Source organism: Halomonas sp. 111 (assembly GCF_052379685.1).
In the GTDB taxonomy this organism is placed as follows: Bacteria; Pseudomonadota; Gammaproteobacteria; order Pseudomonadales; family Halomonadaceae; genus Vreelandella; species Vreelandella citrativorans.
Genome location: NZ_JBQSYV010000001.1, coordinates 138,313 through 161,452, shown reverse-complemented (window position 1 = coordinate 161,452; position 23,140 = coordinate 138,313). Strand labels below are relative to the sequence as shown.

Genomic DNA, 23,140 nt, shown 5'->3' with positions numbered 1-23,140 from the left:
ACTGCTCAAGACAGGGAGGTTACGGTGAAACCAATCAACGCGTTTGATCCTTCACGCCGTCAGGTTGTCGGTGGGTTAGCGACCAGCATGGCGGCTGCTATTGCCGCCCCCGCTTTTGCTCAACCATCCACTTCCCAGCCTGCCGTCAGTAATGGCGCGGCGGGTGCAAGCGCTAAAGGAGGCTCCATGCCACACAAACAGGACCCGACCAGCCAATATCCCGCACCGCCGTTTTCTGAACAGCCGCAGGAGTGGCCGGGGCTTGCCAGCAAGATGGACCCTCGGCCTGACCACGGTGAAGAGAGCTACCGAGGTAGCGGTCGTTTGCAAGGCCGAAAAGCCTTGATTACTGGTGGCGACTCCGGTATTGGTCGGGCAGCCGCTATTGCCTATGCTCGTGAGGGGGCTGATGTAGCGATCAACTATCTGCCTGAAGAAGAGTCCGATGCGCGGGAAGTGATTGAGTTAATCGAAACCGAAGGACGCACCGCTGTAGCGATTCCTGGCGATATTCGTGATGAAGCGTTTTGCAGTGAACTGGCCGAAACGGCCGTGCAGCAGTTGGGTGGGTTGGATATCCTGGTCAATAACGCCGCCCGTCAGCAGTGGAAGCCGTCGATTACCGACCTTAGCCACGACGATTTTGACGCCACCATGAAAACCAACCTGTACGCTATGTATTGGATTACCCAGGCGGCGATGCCGCATCTGGAAGCGGGGGCGTCGATTATCAATACCACCTCGGTGGTGGCTTACGATCCGCCTAAAATCCTGTTGGATTACTCAATGACCAAAGCGGCAATCGTGGCATTTACCAAGGCGCTGGCCAAGCAACTTGCCGAGCAGGGCATTCGTGTTAATGGCGTTGCCCCCGGCCCGTTTTGGACACCACTTCAGCCCAGCGGTGGTCAACCGCAAGAGGCCGTACAAAGCTTTGGTGAAGACGGGCCACTGGGTCGCCCAGGCCAGCCGGTAGAGCTTGCCGGTGCCTACGTGCTCTTGGCCTCGCAGGAATCCAGCTTTACCACCGGCAACATTTATGGCGCTGGCGGTGGCAATGGTCATCCTTGATCAGGTTTAATCATTCCCGGCCCAGCGGCATGTATAACGCTGGGCCGGGCTTCTTTCAATCCTCCCGCCTGCCCATTCTCGTCCCGCTACCCTCATGCCGTGTTGTCTGGTAATTTCAGACTTATCTACTAAGCCTTCGTTAAAAGGATAGCTTCCCATGTTTACCGGCCTGAGTGCATTTCCATTAACGCCCATGCACGAGCAGGGGATTCGTGAAAACGAGTTTTCCCGTTTAGTGGAACGTTTGGCCGAGGCGCGGGTGGATTCTATCGGCGTGCTGGGTTCAACTGGAAGCTATGTATATCTCAGCCGGGAGGAGCGGGCGCGCGTTACTCAACTGGCGGTAGAAAGCGCAGGCGATGTACCGGTGATTATCGGTATTGGCGCAGTGCGCACACGGGACGTGTTGGCGCTTGCCGAAGACGCCCAGAAAGCGGGCGCTAGCGGCGTATTGCTGGCGCCGGTTTCCTATCAAACGCTGACCGATGACGAAGTGTTTAGCCACTATGAAACGGTCTGCCGTTCATTAAGCGTGCCGCTGTGTGTTTACGATAACCCGGGCACAACGCACTTTACGTTCAGCGATGAGCTGCATGGACGTATTGCCCAGTTGCCTCAGGTCCGCTCGATCAAGATTCCACCGGTCAGCATGAATCTCAACGCTGCTCGCGAGCGGGTTGATCGCCTGCGTGTTTTGATTCCAGAGGATGTCACCTTGGGGATAAGCGGTGACGTCGTCGCGGCCACCGGCCTAACGGCGGGGTGCGATAGTTGGTATTCCGTGCTGGGCGGGTTATTTCCTGAAACGGCGCTGGCGATAACGCGAGCAGCCCAGGCGGGTGACTTTAAAATAGCGCAGCGCCTTTCTGATCAGCTAGAACCCTTCTGGGCGCTTTACCGTGAATACGGGGGAAGCTTGCGGGTTATCGCCACCGCCGCCGAGATCCTGGGCAAGGTCAGCACGCCTTGCTTGCCGCTGCCGCTAAACACGTTCCAAGGCAGTCGGTGCACAAGAGTCGAGCAGGTGATTGAAGAGCTCGAACTACGTTAGGCGAAAGCATCAAAACGCCCGGTAAACGCTGGGCAAATGTGCATTGAGCACATTACTCGATAAGCTCAATCAGCCGATCCGGGTAATCGGTAAACAAGCCGTTCACGCCCCAGTCGATGAGTTGCTGCATATGATCGGTATCGTTCACTGTGTAGATGTGTACCGCCAAGCCGTTATCCTGAGCCTGGCGAATGAACGTTTCGTCGATCACCTGCTCGCCTTCATAACGGTAGTTCGACCCCAAGCCTACTGCGTAATCGGCCACGGCTTGAAAGTGCTCGTCGGTGATGTCCGGTGCTCCCGGCGTAGTACCTCTCCACTCCACCAGACGTTCACTGTCCTCTTGGCTGGGTGAGTACCATACCAACTGAATCAGTGGGATATCGTCGTTCAGTTCGTGAATCTTGAGCAGGCTCTCCTGCTCAAACGACTGAACCAGCACGCGTCCGGTGTTGATCATATCAAACGCTTCCAGGCGCTTAACAAGCGCCGCTTCAACGCCAGGGTTCAACTGGGGCGACTTGGTTTCCAGGTAGTAGCGGGCGTTCTGACCAAAACGGTTGAAAACCTCTTCAAGCGTTAATATCTCGGCACCCATAAACGCCTCATCCGCCAGGTCAGGGTAAGCGTCGTTAAACCAGGCGCCCGCATCCAGGTTCTTGAGTTCGGCAAGCGTATGATCGTTGATGCGGCCTTCGCCGTTGCTGGTGCGCTCAAGGGTATTATCGTGAAAGGCCACCAATTCGCCATCGGCGGTCATCTGAATATCCAATTCCAGATAGTCCGCTTCCCATTCATGGGCCAGCGCCAGTGCCGCCATGCTGCTTTCCGGGGCATGGCCGCTTGCGCCGCGATGGGCAATCACCTGAAACGACACTAGATCTTTTAGCTGTTGCTCCAGTGGATACGTTTCTGCTAATGCAGCCGAGGTGGTAACACCAGCGAAAAGACCTAATGAAACGGCAGTAAATAACGAAGCAGGATGCATAAACGTTCCTTTTAGTGAATGTTCTGCTCATTACCCTACGTCGTTTACTACTCCACTCCAAATGATGCTGCGTTAAACATCGTGGTCTACATCAAGCTTATTTTAAATAAGAATATAAAATAGTTTTTTTATGCTTTTTTGTGAATTGTGAATGCTCTAATATAGCCACCTTTTTTACGCTGGACCATAGGCAGGGCCTGCGTTGGCCCGTTAGCGATTGATAGGGAAGCCACCATGGGGGAGCAAATGAGCGAGCAACAAGGCGCGCACTTCAAGCGCAGCATGCAGACGCGCCACTTGGTAATGCTCTCGTTAGGGGGCGTGATTGGCACCGGGCTGTTTTTAAGTTCCGGCTATACCGTGCAGCAGGCAGGGCCGATTGGGGCCGTGCTGGCCTATCTGGTGGGTGGCATCGTTGCCTGGTTGGTGATGATGTGTCTGGGAGAGCTTGCCGTACACATGCCGGATTCCGGCGCGTTCAGCGCCCACGCCAGCCGCTATATTGGCCCTGGCACTGGCTATATGGTGGCTTGGATGTACTGGCTCACCTGGACGGTGGCGCTGGGGTCGGAGTTTACTGCGGCTGCGGTGTTTATGGGACGCTGGTTTCCGGATATCCCCGGCTGGTACTGGAGCGGGCTGTTCGCAGCCATTGTGTTTGGCGTGAATGCGTTTACCTCACGCTTCTTTGCCGAGTCCGAGTTCTGGCTGTCGTTGATCAAGGTAATCGCGGTGGTGGTGTTTGTGATCGTCGGGGCAGGCGCGATTATTGGCTGGGTGCCGCTGCAGGACTCAAGCGGCGCTGCGGTGGCATCGCCGGGGCTTTCGGCCTTTTGGGGCGAGGGCGCCATGTCGCCGAGTCTGTTGGCCATCGGCACTACGTTACTGGCGGTGATGTTCGCGTTTTCCGGCACGGAGCTTATTGGCATTGCCGCCGGGGAAACCGTGGACCCGGCGCGCAATGTGCCCAAGGCGATCCGCGCCACGCTGTGGCGGCTGATTCTCTTTTTTGTGGGTACCATCATCGTGATTGCGGCATTGCTGCCTCAAAGCCAGGCCGGGCTTAGCCAAAGCCCCTTCGTCGCGGTATTCCAGCGGTTGGGCGTGCCCGGGGCGGCGGACATCATGAACTTCGTGATCATCACCGCGCTGCTCTCGGCGGCCAACTCCGGGCTTTATGCCTCATCACGCATGCTTTGGACGCTTTCGGATCAAGGCACGTTGCCCAAGTCGCTGGGTCGGCTTAACAAGCGCGGTATCCCGATGAATGCACTGCTCCTAAGCATGATCGGCGGCTTCGGCGCGCTGTTTTCAAGCGTCTACGCACCGGAAACGGTCTACCTGGTACTGGTCTCGATCTCTGGCTTGGCCGTGGTAGTGGTGTGGATGGCGATTGCGCTCAGCCAGCTCAACTTCCGCCGCCACTATCTGCGCGAAGGCGGGCGGCTTGAAGACCTAGTCTACCGCACGCCGTTCTACCCTTGGGTACCGCTGATCGCGTTTGCGGCTTGTCTGGCGGCGTGCATCGGCATTGCGTTTGATCCGCAGCAGCGCGTGGCGCTCTACTTCGGGGTGCCGTTCATTGGCCTGTGTTACCTAGCGCATTTTCTGCACCATCGTAAGGCCGTTCAATCCCCTGTCCACCTGAATACCGCCGCTGAGGAGAAAAGAGTATGAGTGAATCGAATCCGATCAAGGCCCTGCTGGCGGACGCACCCTTTATGGTGATTGACGGGGCGCTTGCCACTGAGCTGGAAGCGCTGGGCTGTGATCTCAATGATAGCCTGTGGTCGGCGCGCCTGCTGGCCCAGGCGCCGGAGAAGATTCGCCAGGTGCATCAGGCGTATTTCGAAGCCGGTGCCGACTGCGCCATTACTGCCAGCTACCAGGCCACGGTGCCTGGTTTTATGCAGGCGGGAATGACCGCCCAGCAGGCGCGGGAGCTGATTCAGCGGTCGGTCACGTTGGCGCAGCAGGCTCGCGATGCGGTGTGGCAGCCGGGGCAAACCGACCGCCCCAAACCGCTGGTGGCCGCGTCCGTTGGCCCCTATGGCGCTTATCTAGCGGATGGCAGCGAATACCGCGGCGGCTATGACCTGGATCGTGCCGGGCTGGTTGAGTTTCATCGCGAGCGGTTTGAGCTGCTGCTGGCCTCGGGCGCTGATCTGCTGGCAGCAGAAACCTTGCCCTCGCTAGAGGAGGCGCTGGCAATCACTGATCTGTTGGCTGAACACCCCGGCGCCCAAGCCTGGGTTACCTTCTCGGCCAAGGATGGTGAACATATCAGCGATGGAACGCCGATTGAGGCGTGTGCCGCAGCACTGGCTAACTGCCCGGGCGTGGCAGCGATTGGCATAAACTGCACCGCGCTTGCACATATCGAGTCATTGGTCGCGGCGATCAAACGCCAGTGTGACCTGCCTGTGCTGGTGTACCCCAACTCGGGCGAGCTGTATAACGCGGCGACCAAAACCTGGCACCCGGCACCGTGTGATCACACCGCCACGGGGCCTTCTGGCTTGGCCCAAGGGGGAGAGCAGTGGTTGGCAGCAGGGGCTGCGGGTATCGGTGGCTGCTGCCGTACAACACCTGATGATATTCGGGCACTGGCCCAGTGGCGGCAGTCGCTTTAGTTGGCTAGGGGGTTGGGCTTTTCCCGCGTTATGAGCTTGAAGCGCCCAGCTCTCGCTTAAGCCATTCGGCCAACTGCTCACTACGTTGGCTGTTGTGGTGGCGGGGTAGCCAGAGGCAGAGCTTGGCGGGGGTTTCGATAAATCCCCAGGGTGCGGTGAGCCGTCCATTTTTCAGGTCATCTTCTACCAATAGCCTTGGCGCAATCGCCACGCCTAAGCCTGCCACGGCGGCTTCGATTAAATAGTAGAGATGATCGAACCCCTGGCCTTTACCCAAAGCCTCTTCAAGAGTCGTCAGTTCAAGCCCTTGGGCGCGGCCCCATTGTGGCCATGCCTGGGGGCGAGAAGCGGTGTGTAAAAGCTTGCTGGAAAAGAGCGTATCCGGCTGCGCTGGGTCGAGCTTTGCTTCCAAGTGAGGGCTTGCCACCGCGCAAATCTGCTCGGCCATTAGTTCGACGACGTCTACCTCCGCTGGCCAGGGCGGCTCGGAAAAGGCCAGAGTAGCACTGATATTTTCCTGCTTGGCGGGCAGTTCACTTTCGCTCACTACGACCTGCAATTTGAGCTGGGGCAGGTCGCGTTGCAGACGGTCCAGCCTGGGAATCAACCAGCGCGCCAGCAGGCTGCCGGGGCAGGCCAGCGTGAAGGGCGCTTTTTCCACATCACGCTTGAGATCCGCGCAACTATCACGCAGGCGAGTAAACGCTTCGCCAATGCCGTGATAAAGCCGTTCGCCATGGTGAGTCAGTTCAATGCCACGGCCCGCTTTAGCAAAAAGCGCCACACCAAAATGTTCATCCAGACTGCGCAACTGGCGACTAACGGCACCGTGGGTCACGCTTAGCTCATCGGCTGCGGCCGTCACGCTGCCTAGCCGGGCGGTGGCTTCAAAGGCGCGCAGGGCACTTAAAGGGGGCATGCTTTGTTGCATCAACGGTTGACTCCAGCTCACATATTGATGACATCTTATCGATTTTTATCTCCGCCTGCTTGCGCTACTTTCAATGCAACTGCTACTCCGCTTTGAGAGGTCATCATGAACCAACCTGCGCTCCAGCCTGATATTAACGGCCTGTTTGGCCAATTCGGCGGCCGTTTTGTTGCCGAAACGCTAATGCCGCTGATTCTTGAGCTGCAAGCCGAATACGACGCTGCCAAAGACGACCCCGAATTCCAGCGCCAGCTCGCCTACTTTCAGAGCGACTACGTAGGGCGCCCCAACCCGCTCTACTTTGCCGAGCGGCTGACCGAACACTTTGGCGGCGCGAAGATCTATCTCAAGCGTGAAGAGCTTAACCATACCGGCGCGCACAAGATTAATAACTGCATCGGCCAAGTGTTGCTGGCCAAACGCATGGGCAAAAAGCGCATCATCGCTGAGACCGGCGCCGGTATGCACGGCGTGGCTACGGCCACGGTGGCGGCGCGGTTTGGTTTGTCCTGTGTGATCTACATGGGCTCAACGGATATCGATCGCCAGCAGCCCAACGTATTTCGCATGAAGTTGCTGGGCGCTGAAGTGATCCCGGTCACTTCCGGCACCGGCACGCTGAAAGATGCCATGAACGAAGCGCTGCGTGACTGGGTCACCAACGTGGATGACACCTTCTACATCATTGGCACTGTGGCTGGGCCGCACCCGTATCCCGCCATGGTGCGCGACTTCCAGGCAGTGATTGGCCACGAAACCCGCGCGCAAATGCAGGAAAAAGAGGGTCGCCTGCCGGATTCGCTAGTGGCTTGTATTGGTGGCGGCTCCAACGCCATGGGGCTGTTCCATCCGTTTTTGAACGATGCCTCGGTCGAAATGATTGGCGTTGAAGCAGGCGGCAAGGGCGTTGAAAGCGGCCAGCATGCGGCAAGCCTGAACGGCGGTGCGCCGGGCGTGCTTCACGGCAACCGTACCTATCTGTTGCAGGATGAGGACGGCCAGATTATTGATGCCCATTCGATTTCGGCGGGCCTGGATTACCCCGGCATCGGCCCGGAACACGCCTGGTTGCACGAGCAGGGGCGCGTTGAATATGTATCGGCCACCGACGATGAAGCGCTTGAAGCCTTTCAGACGTGCTGCCGTCTGGAGGGGATTATTCCCGCCCTTGAAACGGCCCACGCGTTAGCTGAAGTCGCCAAGCGGGCACCGAAACTACCCAGCGACCACCTGATGGTGGTTAACCTGAGCGGGCGCGGTGACAAAGACATGATGAGCGTAGCCCACTACCTGGGAGAAAAATTCAAATGAGCGCATCTGTTCAAAAGAGCGAATCTATTCACCAGAGCGCACATAAGGAGACTGCTATGAATCCCAACTCGCGTCTTGCAGCACGCTTTGCCGCGCTCAAAACCGAAAACCGCCCGGCGCTGGTGAGTTATCTCACCGCAGGCGACCCAGATATGGCGACATCGCAACGCATTCTTGAGGGCCTGCCCGCTGCTGGTGTGGACGTGATTGAGCTAGGCATGCCGTTCAGCGACCCCATGGCCGATGGCCCCGCGATCCAAAAAGCCGCGCTGCGTGCCCTAAAAGAAGGCCAGACCCAAGCTAAAACACTGGAGATGGTGCGTATCTTTCGCGAAAAAGATACTACTACGCCCATCGTGCTAATGGGCTACTACAACCCCATTTACCGCTATGGCGTAGAGCGCTTCTTAACCGATGCCGCTAGCGCCGGCGTAGATGGCCTGATTGTGGTCGACCTGCCCCCGGAGCACGACGACGAGCTTTGCCAGCCCGCCGCCCAGCACGGCATCGACTTTATCCGCCTGGCCACGCCCACCACGGATACCAAGCGCCTGCCCAAAGTGCTGGGTAACGCCTCCGGGTTTATCTACTACGTTTCGGTGGCAGGCGTTACTGGCGGCAGCGCACCCACGCCCGAAAAACTTGAGCGCTCAGTCAGCCAGCTACGCGAACACACCCAGCTTCCCATCGCCGTTGGCTTTGGTATTCGCACCCCGGAACAGGCCGCGATTATTGGCCGATTCAGCGATGCGGTAGTGGTTGGCTCCGCGTTGGTAGATTGCATCGAGCACGCCGCAACGCCTGATGAAGCTGTTAAAGGAGTGCATGATCTTGCACGTGCACTGGCTGAAAGCGTTAGGGAGTGCCGCGAGCTGGGCGAGCCGCAAGTCAGTTAAAACAAGCTAATTAAAACCAGGTTGTTTAAACCAGGTCATTAAGAAACGGTTAAACGATGCCGCCATTGGCACGCAGGGTTTGGCCGTTAATCCAGCCGCCTTCAGGCGAGGCGAGAAAAGCCACGACGCTTGCGATATCGTCCGGTTGGCCGAGTCGCTCCAGTGGCGGCATCTTGGCCATCCGCTCGACCAGTTCGTCAGATTTACCCTCAAGAAACAGATCTGTCGCGGTAGGGCCTGGTGCCACGGCATTGACGGTGATCGAGCGGCCACGCAGCTCTTTGGCAAGAATCGCGGTTAAGGTCTCAACGGCGGTTTTGGTGGCGGCGTAGACCGCGTAGGTTTCAAGTTTCAACCCAACAACGCTGGTCGATAGGTTAATAATCCGGCCACCGTCGCTCAGGCGGTTGGCCGCTTCGCGCATGGTATTGATCGAGCCTTTCAGATTGATATCAATCTGAGCATCCACCGCATGCGCCTCCATCTGCGCAAGCGGGGCAAGTTTCATGATGCCTGCGTTATTGACCAGCACATCAATGTGCCCCCACTGCGTTTCAAGAGTGTCAAAAAGCTGACGCACCGCTTGGGCATCGGCTATATCAGCTTGAATAGCCTGCGCTTTACCACCCGCCGACTCAATCTCTTGAACCACGTGGTCAGCGGCTTCTGCATTGCCTGCGTAGTTGACGACCACCGTAAAGCCATCGCGCGCCAGCTGTTTGGAAATAGCCGCCCCAATCCCCCGGGAACCACCCGTTACAAGCGCAATTTTCTGTTCTGCCATCGTTTTTCTCCTTCTGCGTAGGGAGTCGGTGAATACCTGACGTATGCAGCATAAAAGACAAAGCGTGCTCTATAATCAGGCTTAACCTGTCATCACTATTCGGAAAGCGTGAACAATGGACCGACTTGATACGATGCACGCGTTTACGCGTATCGTCGAAAGGCGAAGCTTTACTCACGCCGCGCAAGACCTGAGTATTTCCCGCTCAACGCTGACCGAGGCCATCAAAACATTGGAGGCACGCCTTGGCGTAAGGCTGTTGCAACGTACCACGCGCTCGGTGCACCCAACGCGGGATGGCGACGCTTACTATCACCGCTGTTTGAGTATTTTGGCCCAGGTTGAGGACGCGGAAGGCGCGCTAATGAATGCCAAGCCCAAAGGCGTGCTGCGGATAGACGTTCACGGCACGCTAGCCCGCCATTTTATATTGCCGAAGCTACCCGCGTTTCTTAACACCTACCCAGGTTTGGAGCTTCACATGAGCGAGGGTGATCGTCTGGTCGATCTAGTAGGCGAGGGCATCGACTGCGCATTGCGCGTCGGTATGCCCCAGGACAGCGATATGCACTCCCGGCGAATCACCACACTTGATGAAGTCACGGTCGCCTCGCCCGGATACCTGGCAAAGTACGGAACGCCGCATTCAGTCGCTGAACTTGGCGGGCACACGATGGTGGGCTTTCACTCCAGCCGTGCAGGCCAGACGCTGCCCCTTGAGTTTACTGTTAGCGGAAAAGTTGAATATGTAGCGTTGCCCGCCAGCGTGACCACAAGTGCAGCAGAAAGCTATTACGCGGCCGCACGACTAGGGCTCGGCATCATTCAGGTGCCCCGTTACCATGCAGAAGATGATCTACGAACTGGCCAGTTGATCGAAGTCCTGCCCGCCAACCCGCCCACAGGATCACCCGTTTCCATTCTGTACCCAAGCAACCGTCAGTTATCCTCCCGCGTGCGAGTATTTATCGACTGGGTGGTTAGCGTGTTTGATGAAGGTGATGAGCTTGCCAAACTTGTGGAAGAGCGCCGAGGTGAAAAGGATAAAGCGGTGACGGTGTCGCTGGATAATCTATAAACTATGGGGCTGCCTGAATCTATGGTTGTACCTGTTGGGATAAGCATTTGCCTAATTGTTTCTACTTCTTATATCAGGTCGTTTGATAATCCCCGAGTACACGAGCTATCACACCATGCGGATGGAAGATGATGGCATTGCCATGGTGGCAACTACCCAATTCTTTAATCACGAGGCCATAATGCGAAAACTCTTTACGCTGATAGTAGTGCTGGCGCTGGGCTATACCGGGGTGTACTTCTATTACGGCCATGCCGTTAAACAGGCAGTCCAGCAACAGCTGGATAACCGTGGCCTTTCTGCGGTTAGCGTCAATAACGTTGAGTACGGTGTGTTGGCGCCCGTTAGCAGCTCTGCAAATCTTACGGTAAGCATTACTTATCGCGGCGCTCAAGCGGAGCTGGACCTAACCGTGGAAGGCCACCCCATGTTTTCTGATGAGGTAAGCGTTCAGTTTGATGGCCTGCAAGCGCTGCGGTTGGGCATTGGTCTGGGGATGTAGTAACGCTCCAACGTGACAAGGCGAGAGAGCTCCCGTTTAAGCACTTTCGTTACAACCCAGCCTTTCAAAGCGGGCCGGTATAGGCGGATTGGCATATCCTATTTGAATAGCACGTTGTAAACGCATTGGGACGCGTAGCGACGTATGTTCTTGGCTATTCACTTGTGAAAGATAAGGGAAACCATGTATCCGGTATCTATAAAAGGGGTATTACTCCTGCCCGCCAACAAGGTCGTACTGGCGCTCAACGACCGCGATGAGTGGGAGCTGCCTGGTGGGCGTATCGAGATAGGCGAAGTACCGTCAGAATGCCTGGAGAGAGAGTTCGAGGAAGAGCTGGACGTAAAGGTCGTTGGTCAGGAAATTATCGATAGTTACCTGTTTGAGGTCATTCCCCAAAAGCATGTATTCATCGTCACCTACGGCTGCCGTCTTGTGAGCGACTTCAGCCCAAAGGTGAGCCACGAATATTCCCTAATTGATACGTTTCCTATTGATGACTTGCCCCATAACTTACCTGCAGGGTATGTGCAGTCGATTCATACATGGTGCGCTACCGATGCTGAGCTGCTTGGCGCACTTTCATCGTCACGTTGAGGCGATAACGTTACCGCTGAGTTGTAACTGAATACCTTTACGCCGTACTGAGAGGTAAACATGCACTACCGCCCCATGACGATTGAAGATTACGACGCCGCCGTGGCGCTATGGTTGAGTACCGAAGGCGTGCGGTTGCGCGATGCGGATTCCCGCGAAGGCGTTGCCCGTTATTTGCAGCGTAACCCCGGTTTAAGCTTTGTGGCGGAAGCAGAGCGAAACGTAGTGGGCACGATTATGAGCGGCCATGATAGCCACCGGGGCTTTATTCAACACCTGGCAGTCGCGGCTTCACACCGCAACATGGGTGTCGGCTCACAGCTGGTGGCGCTTTGCCTGGAAGCGCTTAAAAATGAAGGCATCCAAAAATCCCACTTGATGATTCTGGTAGAAAACGAAGCCGGTAAACGCTTCTGGAGCAACCTGGGTTGGGAGTTTCGGAGTGATATCGCGCTCTACTCGTTTAGTGGATATTAACGCCTGAGCTTAACCGGCAGTCTTAATCAGCAGCGTGTGTAGAGCAGGGCACATCATAATGCGGGTGGCATGGAGCGATAGGGTGTGCCTTGTTTTAAAGCAACTGCTCATTTAATTATCAGATAGACAAGTAAGGTTATACCGACGGGTTGTTAGTGCATGACTGCAAAAATATCCGGAAAGAAAAATGCCAGTCAGGCTTACCAGACTGGCACTACCGCCTTGGCGGGATGATGCGTGAAAGCGAGACGCTGAAAGTGGGGATGATCCCACCGAATTACACAAATAAATTACTCGGCACCGATCTCATCGAGCCCGGCACGGGCGCAAGACGCGTCGATATCGCCCGATGGTGCACCACCTACACCAATACCGCCGACCAGCTCACCATTGATTCGTATCGGCAGACCACCTGCCTGAACCACCATCCTGGCATCCATGTTGTGCATCCCATCATTCCCCGGATTGCCACCGATAAATCCGGCCAGGCCAGCCGTATCACGCCCCATGCTGGCCGAAGTGAAGGCCTTGCCTATGCTACTGTTGATGGTATGCGGCCCAGCATTGTCGGCGCGTAACAGCACTTTCGTTTCACCGCTACGAGCAGCGATAGCAACGCTGACATTGTGGCCTTCGGCAGAGCAGGCATCCAACGCAGTCTGCGCAGCAGCGAGGCTCATGTCGAGCGGCAAATAAGGCGCTGTTGGAAGATCTTGCGCCATAACGGAAACAGGAGCCATCAACACGGCAGCCAAAGTAAGATTACGAATCATTTTACGTCCTCGGTAAAATTAATATTCATATTGATGCTCTTAACCTATAGCAATGTTTAATAAATATTCAAAGTTTAAATTACTTTGTGGTGCTCTCAAGAGCACCTATGCAGGCCGAACGCGTTAGCGGGCGTGCTGACGCTGAGGATTTTCGTCGCATGCTATAAGCCCGGCAGCTATTCAGTGACGCTGCCTTTTCAGCCATTACTTTTAAAGGTGCCCCATGGCGTTGAACCCCCACTTCTGGGCAGAAGAACTACCGCTACTGCATGACCACCTTTGGGCGCGCCTGACCCAAGGTGCCAATGATCGCCACGCACCGGCGCGTTACCTCACCCTGGCCACCGTTAGCGAAAGCGGCATGCCGCAAGCCCGCACGGTAGTGCTCCGCAGTGCCGACAAGCAGGCGGCAACGCTTGCTGTCTACACCGATATTCACTCAGGAAAGATCAGCGCCCTGTGCGCTAACCCTATGGCCGCGCTGCACGTATGGGATGCTGCTGAGCAGCTGCAAATACGCATAGAAGCCAGCGTCACTGTTCTGACCGGCGAAGCCGTAAGCGAGCAGTGGCAAAGCCTGCCGGAACACGCCCGCATCGCCTATAGCAGCGGGCTGGCGCCGGGCGAATCGATTGCGGCTTCACTGGATTACACCAAAACGCCGGACGAAAGCGCTTTTGCAGTGTTGTGGATGGACATTCAAGCGGTAGAAGCGCTGCACTTGGGGCAGCGCCACCGTCGTGCCGTATTCTCGCGTGGTGACGGTTGGGCGGGGCAGTGGCTGGTGCCGTAATGGCCGCACATCCGCTGCTTTTAAATGCGGGGTTGGTACCCTCGGGCACCGAAGAATGAATCCAATCGGAGCGAAAATGACGACCTTACCCACCTTTGATACCGCTCGTCTTAAAGTGCGACCACGGACGCACGAAGACCTTTCAGCCTGCTTGGAAATGGATCGCGACCCTGAGGTGACGAAGTTCGTTAAAGGCCCATGGTCTAACCCTAAACGGCACGAGGCCTTCGTGCGTGAGCGGATCGATACTAACTTTGGCGAGGGGCTCGGCTACTGGTCCGTGTTCTTACGTGAGCTTCCTGATCAATTTCTCGGCTGGATTCTTTTAATTCCCTACGATGGCGTCGGGCCTGAAGTTGAAATCGGTTGGCGGTTCAATCGAAAAGCGTGGGGAAAAGGCTTTGCAACCGAGGCGGCCACGCCAGTGCTAAAGCATGCGCTTGAAACACTCGCACTTCGCCGTGTTGTTGCTGATATCGATGCTGACAACGTGGGGTCCATCCAAGTCGCTATTAAAATTGGCATGTTGGATGAGGGCATGAAGGAGCTTAATGGCGTTACCTATCAATCATTTGTGGCGCGTCAATAAATGTTCACAAAGGGTATGATGGCAGCTCTTACGTGTTTGGCACTGGCGATCTCTCGGTGTTTGATGCGCGCGCCGCTAGCGTTTGAGCAGGATATGATTGTGGTGGCCGTGGATTACCGGCTCGGCCTGCCATCGGCACAAGCGCTGGTATCCCATGATGATGCGTTTCTGGAAAAACCTTGCCCTGACAGATAACCTGCAGGCAACCGAACCAGGATGGCATTTGGAGCCTCAATCCAGCTGAGCTTCTATTGCGGTCTTGTCGATCACCGACCAGACTTCCTGAATCTTATTATCACGGAAGAGGTAGAACGCGTTCTCGCAAAACGTCACTTTTTTGCCGTCCACCGCAAGGCCGAGGAAGCTACCTTTCGGGGTTACATCGAATCGCAGCCTGCACGCAACATGGGGTGAATCAACGGCCAAAAGCTCAATATTGAAGTGAAGATCCGGTATCTGCTCATAATCGGCTTCCAGCATGGCGCGATAACCATCAAGCCCTAGGCGCCTGCCGTTGTGGTGGACATTGTCATGTACGAACTGGCCAAGGCTCGTCCAGTCCTGATGATTGAGGCAGGTGATGTAATCACGGTACGCCGCTTCCAAGTCACGTTTGTTCATCCTGGTTCTCCTTTCCTGGGCTGGCGTGAAGGTATTCGCCAAGGGTACACAGGCTCAGTATCATAAGCAGCCTAAACCAAGCCACAGAAGTCATCGTTCATGTCGTGCCCACCGTGCCCACCGTGCCCACCGTGCCCCCATTGCCAATCTGAATTCGTCTATCAGGATCAAAGCCTGTTCATCTGCCCCGAGTGCGCCCACGAATGGAACCCTTCTGAGGCTGAGGCGGAAGACACCGTGACGGTAAAAGATGCCCACGGCACGCTGTTAGCGGAGGGCGACAAGGTAACGATGATCAAAGACCTCAAGGTCAAAGGCAGCTCACTGGTCATCAAGGTAGGCACCAAAGCCGTTATCAAGTGGCTCGTGGATAGCAAGGATCACCAACTGGACTGCAAGGTCGATGGTGCAGGCGACATGATGGTAACCGCTCATTTTGTGAAAAAGGCCTGAATAAGAGCCGGAATTCCTCTATCCACATCACGACGCCGTAAGCTGAGGCTCATCCACTTCCGCCGCGCCACACAACGTTTCAGCAAAGCTTGCCAGGGCAGGTGTCCAGGTTTCCGGTTCGGGGGCGACAAAATAGGTATCGATGTGGGCAATAGAAGCGGGCAGCGCCAGTGTATGAATCCCGAACCGGTGCTGGTGAGCGTCAACCGTGCCACGCGGTAATACCGTATAGCCCATCCCGGCAGCGACGCAGCCCAGCATCGCATCCAGCGAGCCAAACTCGAATATCCGACCCGCATTGACGCCATAGGAAGCCAGCAGTAGCTCGATACGCTGGCGGTAGCTGCACCCTTGGCGAAACGCCATGAAGGCAGACGCCAGCAGCACTTGTGAAGAGGGCATCGTTGTCATGGGCATTGAGCCCACCAGAACAAGCTCCTCGCTGAATGCTTTAAGCACGTGGTAGCGGCTATGCTCAAGCCGCCCAGCCACGAAGGCACAGTCCACCTGGCCATTTAGCAGCAACTCGACCAGCTCAGCCGTTGGCCCGGTCTTCAACTGGATATCAACATCAGGCTGCGCTGCGTGATACGCCGCTAGTATTGGGGGAAGGCGCAATGCCGTCGTGGTTTCCATGGCGCCTATCCGTAGCCGCCCACAGGCCTTCTCCTGGCCCTTGAACAGCGATACCGCTTCGTCATGGGCCGTCAACATGCGCTCAGCGTACTCCACCAGCACCAAACCAGCGCTTGTCGGGCGAACACGTCCCGCACGATGAATGAGCTGTACGCCTAACTCCTCCTCAAGTTTCTTGATGTGAGTCGTCACGTTGGATTGCACCGTGTGCAAGCGGTTTGCCGCTGCCACGAAACTGCCTGTCTCGGCCACCGCCATAAAAAGTCGCAATGATTTAAGCTGCATACTCACCTTTCTGCCAAGCCAGCGTTATCTCAAAAAAAGATAGTAGCTATCAAAACAAATCGTTTCTAGAAATAGTTCCTCGCGCGTAGTCTGGCTGTGCACTACCGCGCTGCCCACCTTGCCCGAAAGGCGGCACAAAAAGGACACAACCTGATGAGCCGAACATTTACTTCCCACGATTTTCCCGCCCTGATGACCGGCATAATGGCGACCCTGGCGGGGATCGGCATTGCTCGTTTTGCCTACACGCCGCTATTACCGGCGATTATTCAGGAAGGCTGGTTTACCGCAAGCCAAGGCGCCTACCTGGGGGCAGCCAACCTGCTGGGCTACTTTATCGGCGCGCTTGTCGCCCACTCCCTGAGTGAGCGCTTTTCTACACGCCACGTAATGGCGGCAAGCTTTGCAGGTATCGCTTTAAGCTTTGTGCTTTGCGCTGGGGAAGGCGGTTTCACCTGGTTCTTCTTCTGGCGCCTGGTGTCGGGCATTGCGGGGGCCATCTTAATGGTGGTTGGCCCTTCGCTGGCGTTGGCGGCCACGCCCACAGAAAGGCGAACCCGTGTCGGTGCCATGGTGTTTACGGGGATTGGCCTGGGCGCTCTGCTTTCAGCCTTCATCGTGCCGTTGCTGCTTGAATTAAGTCTCGCGTTGACGTGGGGCGCGTTGGGGCTGCTCTGCATGATGGCGGGGATTTTATGCGATCACGGCATCACTCGGCTGGCGTTACCTGCCACGGCCAGCTCAACGGCCAATAAATCCAGGGAGTATTCGGGGGTAAAGGTCGTCGTGTGGCTGGTCATTAGTGCGTACGCCCTGGATGCGGTTGGGTTTGTGCCCCATACCGTGTTCTGGGTGGATTATCTCGCTAGGGAAAACGCACTAGGTAATCAGGCCGCTTCATTTCAGTGGGGGATCTTCGGTTTAGGTGCCGTGTGCGGGCCGCTCATGGTCGGCGCCCTGGCGCAGCGGGCAGGTTGGCATTATGGTTTGGCGATTGCTTTTGTAGCGAAGGCTGCCGCTGTCCTGCTGCCGGTGTTCTCGCTAGCGCTGATTAGCCAATCGGTTTCCTCTTTTATGGTAGGGGCGATGATCCCCGGCATTGTCGCACTCACCTCGGGCCGCCTTGCTGAGCTGGTAGGGCCAACCGCGCACAAGAAAATCTGGGGGCAAGCCACCGCCGTTTTTGCTGCTGCCCAGGCAGTGGCTGGCTATGCCATGTCGGCACTCTATGGCGTTTGGGGCACTTACTCGCCGCTGTTCGCCATCAGCGGCCTCATGCTCGTCGCTGGCTTTTTGCTGGTACTGCTTAGCCGTGGTTTGCAGCAGCGCAACGCGGCGCTTACTGCTCAAAACAGGAGGTAATAATGGAACTCTACCTAAACGCTACATCGCCCTACGCGCGCCTGGTGCGCATCGTGCTACTGGAAAAAGGCCTGAGTGATGCCGTCACGCTGAAATGGTGTGACCCCTGGGCCGACGACCCCACGCTATTACAGGCCAACCCCGCCGGGCGTATTCCTGTGCTAGTCACCGAGGAAGGCACCACGCTCAGCGAATCGATGCTGATTGCTGTTTATCTGGATAGCGCTTATCCGGAGAGCCCCGTGTTGCCACCATCTCACTTAGGCGAGGTGATGCACTTGGCGGGATTGGGACAAAACCTCATGGAAGCGGCTTTTACGACGGTGATTGCCAGAAAGCACAATGGAAATGAAGTCGACAATAGCGTGCTGGGAGCACGGCGCTTGCGGGCGATTCAGCGGCTGCTCGAACAATTGAACTGCGAGCTTGGCGAAGCGCCAACGGCCTCGACCCTTAGCCTCGGTGATATCGCCGCCGCTGTCGCGTTGGATTACCTCGCTTTCAGATTACCGGAGGTGGCGTGGCAGGAAACCTATCGACCGCTTGCTTCGTGGCACCAAGGTGTGATCGCACGTTCGAGCTTTCAGGCGACAGCGTTTACCACATCTTAACGATGATCCAGCGACGAGGAGAAAAGGCCACTGCAACGCCAACGCTACCGACTAAAAAACTAATCCGCCGCGATGGGATTAATCTAAGTTAACTGCTAGTCTCAGAATATTAGAGCGAGAAACGCCGCAGGGAACACACGATGCAGAATGCTTGCCAACGGTTCACCCTACCAAGCAGCTCATACAAGGGCAGGCCAACGGCATTCTACTGGCCGTCTCTCTGGACGGTTGCCCCCCGCGAACGCGACTATCTGCCACGCCACTACTTTTCATGCAAAAACATGCCGGTAGACGACTTATTCAGCGTTTCAGAAGCCATGACTTATCGCCCTTTTAAAGGGCATACAGTATGTTTTTCGCTGGGTAAGAGTAAGGGTGTTGCTTGGAGTTATGAGCAGTCGGCTGAGTTTATGGCGGGCGGGATAGGATCTCTTGAGTCAATTGATAAATGCCACCTTTCGGCCCTAGGCGGTCATAACGGGAAATGCAGCAGGCGCGCAAGTTTTGAATATATATCCTAATTAAAGTTATAATTTATTTATATCAATGAATTATGGTGTATTTTATAAACTGTATTTGTCGGATAAACTTGCCAGCAGGTTTATCCAATCATAGGTTGAGCAGTCTAATACCTGTTACATGGCTGGTGCACAATTAGCTTGAGGGGATATTAATTGAGGCTACCGTTTACCTGTATGACATGTGCTTTTGAGAGGGGGGGGGATTCTTTCCCGCCGTATCCTAAATATGTCGAGCTCAGAGATGATGGTCGATATGAGTTTATATGTGAGCAAGGTCATAAAACCATAACAGTGATGCAAGAGCAAAAATTTGAAGTTCTTTTTGATTTAGGTGCATACGCGATACTTGACGGTTACTATCGCGAAGCTGTCGCGTCTTTTACATCAAGCCTTGAAAGATTTTATGAGTTTTTTGTAAAAGCGTATTTATTTGAATCAGGGCTAAACAAAGAGATTTTCGATAAGGCCTGGAAGAATGTTTCTCAGCAGTCAGAACGGCAGTTGGGGGCATTTATTTTTATGTATTGTAGAGCATTTTATGACTCCCCAGAGTTACTCCATCAAAATCAAATTAAATTTCGTAATGATGTGGTTCATAAGGGTAAAATTCCAACTAGAGATGAAGCTATCGCTTATGGTGAGTCAGTCTTAAATGTGATCAGGCCAATAATCATGCGTGTTAAAAAAGAATTTACTAAGGGCGTCCAGAATACGGTCATTACCCATCTAATGGAAAATCGTAAGGAAAATGAAGGGCAGCAAGTTGGTACTATGAGTATAGCTACAATTATTAGTCTCTCGAGTGGCGAGGACAAAGAGGCCACCCTTGAAGAATCTTTGGAAGATAAAATGTGGTGGCGCGAGCGTTGGTGACATGTCATGTAACTAATACGGTCAGTGGACTCGTACTTCGCTGCTGCCGAAGGCGTTAGGAGCACTAGATATGGAGATATCTTTGGTTACAGAGATTGGCAGTTGGTTGATGTTGGGACTCGGCGTGATTGGTGGGATAGTGGCGCTACTTACCTACTCCCGGGGGGCAGAACCAGCGCAGGCTAGATAATAGCTTCCGTATGATCCAGCTTTTTCGAGATAGCGTACCAGCACAGGATTTTGAGCAGTGGATTAAGCATATTAAATGCTGCGTCTGAGTCAACTGGCACTAAGCCAGGCCATTTTGTTTCCGAGGATGGACGTCAAACTCCATTTTCAGCCTTGTATACGGAAGGGCCGTCCGATACCGGGGCAATAGACCGAATAGCTCAGGTTTTAGATTTAGTTTCAGAGCAAGCTTTAAAACGTACGCTCAATCTTAGAATATTCTACCGTGACTATGGTCAACTAATGGATACGATACATTCATGGCTTTCAGCAGATGTTGGAATAGATAGTAAGTCTTTGGTTGAAGATCTCTATCAGAATTTCAATTTTCTGTACGTAAAACACAAGATCGCGACGGACTGGAATTGCCGTAGGTATGTGTATTGCGGCTAGAGGCAGGGCTTCTAACTAGTCGCTTCAGTTAGCGGCCGATGGGCGCCGATGAGCTAAGCGTTATGTACAAAAATTATATCATTGCCAGGAATCACGATTATGAGTATTACTCCACGCGGGATGAGTGTCCAAGAGGCATACCGACTTTTTCGCGATGATCGATTAATAGTTAATCGAAAATACCAAAGGAAACTCGTTTGGACTTTGGCGGAGAAGCAGTATCTGATTGACAGTTTGATCAAGGATTACCCAATTCCACTGATACTACTAGCCGATGCCTCTGACGGAGGTTCGACTTATTACGAGATCATGGACGGAATGCAGAGGTTGAATGCGATTTTTTCATTTATTGATAATTCTTACCCTTTAGACAATAAGTACTTTGATATAAGAGAGTTCTCAAGAGCGAAGCAGGCTGCAGATGCCGGGGCCTTTATGCCTGTGAACACAGAAGATAACGAACTACTATCGCCCTCGACCTGCGCAGATATTTTGGATTATCAATTGGCCGTAACTATTTTTCCAATCGAAACGGAAGATCAGGTTACCGATGTGTTTGGACGTATCAACTCCGGAGGGCGCCAGCTTAGCGCTCATGAAAAGCGACAGGCTGGAATGGTAGATGAGTTTTCAATGCTCATTCGTGAACTTGCTTCTGAAATCCGTGGCGATTCATCAATGGATAGATTGCCTCTTTCTGGGATGCCTGAAATCAGTATCGACTCTACCAGGACTGACATGGGGTATGCATTGAAAGCAGAGGATATATTCTGGTGTAAGCAAGGTATTCTTTGGACAAAGCAACTGCGTGATAGCGAAGATGAAGAGATGGTTGTTGATATTTGTGCATCAATCGTTCTCGATGAGCCCATAGCCAGAAGCAAAGAGTACTTTGACAAGATCTATGACGAGAACAACTCAGAGTACGAACATTTGCGCCGTGAGTTTTACCGATATGGTCGTGATCGCTTAAAAGAAGAAGTAAAGGTAACACTTTCCGTCTTAAGAACAGTCATTGAGGACTTTAGTGGTCAATCAAATGCTTTGAGGGGTGTGGTTAGTCCTGGTGCTAGAAACCCTATAAAAGGTTCTTTCTTTTCGATATTTATGGCATTTCATAAACTTGTAGTAGTTGAAGAAAAAACACCAGAAGATTATCCAAAAATAATGAAGTCGCTAGAGGGTCTTCAGAAGTCAATGATTGTTAGTGCAAAATTCTCCACTACTGAAGATAGAGTGAAGAATGTTGACAGAACCACCGGGCTTATACAGAGATATTTTGTTAAGAAAGATCCTCCTATGTTAAGGCATGGTGCCGGGCTCGCTCTCGATATGGAGAACTCTCTTCGAAGGTCCAGATTGGAGACCTCGCGTTACGAGTGCAAGCAGGGTTTGGTTGATCTTTCGCCAAAGAGAAAATTTGATTCAAGCTTGCTTGTGCGAATTGCAGAGACGATATGTGGAATAGCGAATGTCGGTCCCGACGCTGATGGGTTCATTTTTATTGGAGTTGCGGATAATAAGAGAGACGCGGAGAGAGTATCTGAACTCGATGGAATTAAACCCTTAGTTGTGGGAGCTCGCTATATTGTAGGTTTGGATAGGGAGATGCAGAATTTATCAATCAATGAAGAGCAGTACTTGGAGAAAATTATTGGCTTCATCAGAGCTTCTGAGTTATCAGAGCCTTTGCGGAGTCAGGTGCTTGCACAGTCGGACTATGTGGATTACAAGGGAATGTCTGTGCTAAGAATTAGAATTCCAGCCCAAAAGCAAATATCTTTTTTTGGGGAAAAGGTGTTCGTTAGAGAGAACTCATCAACTATCGAAGCCACGGGGAAGAAACTTTTGGCAGTAAATTCATTGTTTACATAGCAAGTCCCTGTTGTCGGGCAATTTTCCACCGCTCCGTGGCTCCAAAATTGTCGCAAGGTTCTGCGTTATATCTGTACCACTTTAAAGACCGCTATGGCCGACACAAGAATTACCGTGCATAGGTGCTATCGACCCTAGGCGGTCATAACGGGAAATGCAGCAGGCGCGCAAGTTTTGGATATATAGCCTAATTAAAGTTATAATTTATTTATATCAATGAATTATGGTGTATTTTATAGACTGTACTTGTCGGATAAATGTGCCAGCAGGTTTATCCAATCATAGGTTGAGCAGTCTAATATGCTGTTATACAGGTAGTAATAGAGACGATTGATTGAATTCGTCAAAAACGTAAGGAAGAAGGGAATCAGCTTTACTCGAGTCACGAGACTGAATGTAATCCAGATTTACTATCATTGTTGAAGTGATTAAAACTAAGTACATCAATGTTCTAAAGCAGTTTTTTTTAAGTAAATTTCTGGTTTTATCAGTTGTTTTGTTCATGCGCACCTCCTTAAGGTTAACTGGGGGATTGCATTCACTCTCGCAAGTTACCAAACGACCACGCAAAGCAATTTCCTGCTGTTGTGTGACCTCGAGAATCGAGTAAAGCTGACTAGCTAGCCATGGTAGCGATATCTATTGCATTTGTCAATACATTGTGCTGTCGGTGCATAATAGGGCGGACAATCTGACGGCTTTTCCCTCATTTGGCTTATGCGCTTATCGCTACGCTAGCGGAACACCAATCAACTACAAGGCCGCAGCTTACGCGAGGCGTTAATCAGAACCTCCTTAAAGACCGCTT

General features: G+C 53.7%; 24 protein-coding genes. 18 read left to right on the top strand and 6 right to left on the bottom strand.

Annotation, left to right across the window (positions count from 1 at the left end):
• The first annotated feature begins 24 nt into the window (after window positions 1–24).
• Both ACT3T7_RS00755 and ACT3T7_RS00750 read left to right on the top strand, forming a co-directional pair.
• Window positions 25–1,071 (top strand): SDR family oxidoreductase, encoded by a 1,047-nt coding sequence (locus tag ACT3T7_RS00755; protein WP_444629774.1) that lies wholly within the window; start codon window positions 25–27, stop codon window positions 1,069–1,071.
• Between the two features lie 157 nt (window positions 1,072–1,228).
• Window positions 1,229–2,122, top strand: a complete 894-nt coding sequence (locus ACT3T7_RS00750; RefSeq protein ID WP_444629773.1) for a dihydrodipicolinate synthase family protein — start codon at window positions 1,229–1,231, stop codon at window positions 2,120–2,122.
• Between the two features lie 52 nt (window positions 2,123–2,174).
• Here ACT3T7_RS00750 and ACT3T7_RS00745 read toward each other — a convergent pair whose 3' ends face one another.
• Window positions 2,175–3,110, bottom strand: a complete 936-nt coding sequence (locus tag ACT3T7_RS00745; RefSeq protein ID WP_444629772.1) for a glycerophosphodiester phosphodiesterase — start codon at window positions 3,108–3,110, stop codon at window positions 2,175–2,177.
• A 246-nt stretch (window positions 3,111–3,356) separates the two neighbouring features.
• Here ACT3T7_RS00745 and ACT3T7_RS00740 point away from each other — a divergent pair, with 246 nt between their 5' ends.
• Window positions 3,357–4,787, top strand: coding sequence for an amino acid permease (locus ACT3T7_RS00740; RefSeq protein WP_444629771.1), 1,431 nt, complete (start codon window positions 3,357–3,359; stop codon window positions 4,785–4,787).
• Window positions 4,784–5,743 (top strand): homocysteine S-methyltransferase, encoded by a 960-nt coding sequence (gene mmuM / locus ACT3T7_RS00735; RefSeq protein ID WP_444629770.1) that lies wholly within the window; start codon window positions 4,784–4,786, stop codon window positions 5,741–5,743. Before ACT3T7_RS00740 ends, mmuM begins: the two co-directional genes overlap by 4 nt.
• Before the next feature lie 28 nt (window positions 5,744–5,771).
• Here mmuM and ACT3T7_RS00730 read toward each other — a convergent pair whose 3' ends face one another.
• A complete protein-coding gene (locus tag ACT3T7_RS00730) occupies window positions 5,772–6,674 on the bottom strand; it encodes a LysR family transcriptional regulator (protein WP_444629769.1) in 903 nt (300 codons plus the stop codon).
• A gap of 105 nt (window positions 6,675–6,779) precedes the next feature.
• Here ACT3T7_RS00730 and trpB point away from each other — a divergent pair, with 105 nt between their 5' ends.
• On the top strand, window positions 6,780–7,985 hold the full coding sequence (gene trpB / locus ACT3T7_RS00725) for a tryptophan synthase subunit beta (RefSeq protein ID WP_444629768.1): 1,206 nt from the start codon (window positions 6,780–6,782) through the stop codon (window positions 7,983–7,985).
• Window positions 7,986–8,041: 56 nt separating this feature from the next.
• The gene (gene trpA / locus ACT3T7_RS00720; RefSeq protein WP_444629767.1) at window positions 8,042–8,881 is read left to right on the top strand and encodes a tryptophan synthase subunit alpha; all 840 of its coding nucleotides are present in this window, start codon (window positions 8,042–8,044) and stop codon (window positions 8,879–8,881) included.
• 49 nt (window positions 8,882–8,930) lie between these two features.
• Here the strand turns inward: trpA and ACT3T7_RS00715 are convergent, their stop codons facing one another.
• Window positions 8,931–9,665: an SDR family oxidoreductase gene (locus ACT3T7_RS00715; protein WP_444629766.1), complete on the bottom strand. Its 735-nt coding sequence runs from the start codon at window positions 9,663–9,665 to the stop codon at window positions 8,931–8,933.
• Between the two features lie 115 nt (window positions 9,666–9,780).
• Between ACT3T7_RS00715 and ACT3T7_RS00710 the strand changes: the two genes are divergently transcribed.
• The 4 genes from ACT3T7_RS00710 to ACT3T7_RS00695 all read left to right on the top strand — a co-directional run bounded on the left by ACT3T7_RS00710 (window position 9,781) and on the right by ACT3T7_RS00695 (window position 12,319).
• On the top strand, window positions 9,781–10,743 hold the full coding sequence (locus ACT3T7_RS00710) for a LysR family transcriptional regulator (protein WP_444629765.1): 963 nt from the start codon (window positions 9,781–9,783) through the stop codon (window positions 10,741–10,743).
• Between the two features lie 181 nt (window positions 10,744–10,924).
• Window positions 10,925–11,245, top strand: a complete 321-nt coding sequence (locus ACT3T7_RS00705; RefSeq protein ID WP_444629844.1) for a hypothetical protein — start codon at window positions 10,925–10,927, stop codon at window positions 11,243–11,245.
• A gap of 183 nt (window positions 11,246–11,428) precedes the next feature.
• Entirely contained in the window at window positions 11,429–11,842 is a 414-nt protein-coding gene (locus ACT3T7_RS00700; protein ID WP_444629764.1) for an NUDIX domain-containing protein, read from the top strand.
• A gap of 60 nt (window positions 11,843–11,902) precedes the next feature.
• The gene (locus tag ACT3T7_RS00695; RefSeq protein ID WP_444629763.1) at window positions 11,903–12,319 is read left to right on the top strand and encodes a GNAT family N-acetyltransferase; all 417 of its coding nucleotides are present in this window, start codon (window positions 11,903–11,905) and stop codon (window positions 12,317–12,319) included.
• Between the two features lie 290 nt (window positions 12,320–12,609).
• Here ACT3T7_RS00695 and ACT3T7_RS00690 read toward each other — a convergent pair whose 3' ends face one another.
• Window positions 12,610–13,092 (bottom strand): GlcG/HbpS family heme-binding protein, encoded by a 483-nt coding sequence (locus ACT3T7_RS00690; protein WP_087111822.1) that lies wholly within the window; start codon window positions 13,090–13,092, stop codon window positions 12,610–12,612.
• 223 nt (window positions 13,093–13,315) lie between these two features.
• Between ACT3T7_RS00690 and ACT3T7_RS00685 the strand changes: the two genes are divergently transcribed.
• The 3 genes from ACT3T7_RS00685 to ACT3T7_RS00675 all read left to right on the top strand — a co-directional run bounded on the left by ACT3T7_RS00685 (window position 13,316) and on the right by ACT3T7_RS00675 (window position 14,669).
• On the top strand, window positions 13,316–13,885 hold the full coding sequence (locus ACT3T7_RS00685; protein WP_444629762.1) for a pyridoxamine 5'-phosphate oxidase family protein: 570 nt from the start codon (window positions 13,316–13,318) through the stop codon (window positions 13,883–13,885).
• Between the two features lie 76 nt (window positions 13,886–13,961).
• Window positions 13,962–14,474 (top strand): GNAT family N-acetyltransferase, encoded by a 513-nt coding sequence (locus tag ACT3T7_RS00680; protein WP_444629761.1) that lies wholly within the window; start codon window positions 13,962–13,964, stop codon window positions 14,472–14,474.
• 18 nt (window positions 14,475–14,492) lie between these two features.
• On the top strand, window positions 14,493–14,669 hold the full coding sequence (locus tag ACT3T7_RS00675; RefSeq protein ID WP_444629760.1) for a hypothetical protein: 177 nt from the start codon (window positions 14,493–14,495) through the stop codon (window positions 14,667–14,669).
• A gap of 36 nt (window positions 14,670–14,705) precedes the next feature.
• Here the strand turns inward: ACT3T7_RS00675 and ACT3T7_RS00670 are convergent, their stop codons facing one another.
• Window positions 14,706–15,095, bottom strand: a complete 390-nt coding sequence (locus ACT3T7_RS00670; protein WP_444629759.1) for an ester cyclase — start codon at window positions 15,093–15,095, stop codon at window positions 14,706–14,708.
• Between the two features lie 99 nt (window positions 15,096–15,194).
• On the opposite strand from ACT3T7_RS00670, the gene ACT3T7_RS00665 reads away from it, so the two are divergent.
• Window positions 15,195–15,548, top strand: a complete 354-nt coding sequence (locus ACT3T7_RS00665) for a zinc ribbon domain-containing protein YjdM (RefSeq protein ID WP_444629758.1) — start codon at window positions 15,195–15,197, stop codon at window positions 15,546–15,548.
• Between the two features lie 27 nt (window positions 15,549–15,575).
• Here ACT3T7_RS00665 and ACT3T7_RS00660 read toward each other — a convergent pair whose 3' ends face one another.
• Entirely contained in the window at window positions 15,576–16,469 is an 894-nt protein-coding gene (locus ACT3T7_RS00660) for a LysR substrate-binding domain-containing protein (RefSeq protein WP_444629757.1), read from the bottom strand.
• Between the two features lie 153 nt (window positions 16,470–16,622).
• On the opposite strand from ACT3T7_RS00660, the gene ACT3T7_RS00655 reads away from it, so the two are divergent.
• The 4 genes from ACT3T7_RS00655 (at window position 16,623) to ACT3T7_RS00640 (ending at window position 22,332) form a co-directional block, all read left to right on the top strand.
• Window positions 16,623–17,831 carry a YbfB/YjiJ family MFS transporter gene (locus ACT3T7_RS00655; protein ID WP_444629756.1) on the top strand — a complete coding sequence of 403 codons (1,209 nt, stop codon included), beginning with the start codon at window positions 16,623–16,625 and terminating at the stop codon, window positions 17,829–17,831.
• Between the two features lie 2 nt (window positions 17,832–17,833).
• The gene (locus ACT3T7_RS00650) at window positions 17,834–18,442 is read left to right on the top strand and encodes a glutathione S-transferase family protein (RefSeq protein WP_444629755.1); all 609 of its coding nucleotides are present in this window, start codon (window positions 17,834–17,836) and stop codon (window positions 18,440–18,442) included.
• A 674-nt stretch (window positions 18,443–19,116) separates the two neighbouring features.
• Window positions 19,117–19,836, top strand: coding sequence for a hypothetical protein (locus ACT3T7_RS00645; protein ID WP_444629754.1), 720 nt, complete (start codon window positions 19,117–19,119; stop codon window positions 19,834–19,836).
• A gap of 720 nt (window positions 19,837–20,556) precedes the next feature.
• Window positions 20,557–22,332 carry a GmrSD restriction endonuclease domain-containing protein gene (locus tag ACT3T7_RS00640; RefSeq protein ID WP_444629753.1) on the top strand — a complete coding sequence of 592 codons (1,776 nt, stop codon included), beginning with the start codon at window positions 20,557–20,559 and terminating at the stop codon, window positions 22,330–22,332.
• Window positions 22,333–23,140: the final 808 nt, after the last annotated feature.